This window comes from Micrococcus sp. MS-ASIII-49, assembly GCF_000946635.1.
Taxonomy (GTDB): Bacteria; Actinomycetota; Actinomycetes; order Actinomycetales; family Micrococcaceae; genus Micrococcus; species Micrococcus luteus.
The window spans coordinates 1-664 of the sequence record NZ_JXSP01000057.1 but is presented as its reverse complement, the minus strand read 5'-3'; the positions used below and the strand labels follow the sequence as shown (position 1 = coordinate 664).

The 664-nt window shown below is 77.9% G+C and carries 1 pseudogene; it reads right to left on the bottom strand.

From position 1 onward, the window contains the following. A pseudogene (locus SJ20_RS11980) lies at window positions 1-664 on the bottom strand (ATP-dependent helicase); the annotation flags it as partial.

The window sequence follows — 664 nt, the reverse complement described above, 5'->3', positions numbered from 1 at the left end:
CCGATGGGCTCGAGTAGAACCCCGCGGCCAGCAGCGCCTCGGCCAGCGGCGTGCCGAGCACGGGCCCGCCGTTGACCTTCTCCAGGCTCAGCCGCTCGGTGCGGCCGGTGCGCAGCGCCCACACGAGCGCCTCCGCCGCGGCCCGCAGCTCGCCCGGATCCTCCGTGAACGCGAGCAGCGTGCGCCCGCCGCGCTCCATGTAGAGGGCCAGCCGCCCCGCGATCAGCACGACGACGGCGCCCGCCTTCCGGCCCGGGCGGTGGCCCGTGGGCACGACGCCGTCCGGCCCGGCCGGCACGGACGGCCAGTCCAGCGCGGCGCCGTAGGGGTTCGCCGGATCCGTCGCGGCCAGGGCGAGGGCGAGCGGGGCGGCGTCGACGGCGGCGTCCTCCTCGTCCCGCTGGAACCCGCGCAGCCGATCCACCACCGCGCCGGTGGAGAACTGCGCGCCGCCCAGCCCGTCGACGAAGTGGCCGCGGCGCACCTGGCCCGCGTCCTCCATTCGGGTGAGCAGCCGGTACTGCCCCGCGAACCCGCCGGGGACCTCCTCGGCCACCACGGAGCCGCGCGTGATCACGCCGTACCGGTCCAGCAGCAGCTCGGCGGTGGCGTGGGCGCGGATCGTGGGGTCCTGCTCGGCGGCGGGCAGCAGGGACCAGCGGCC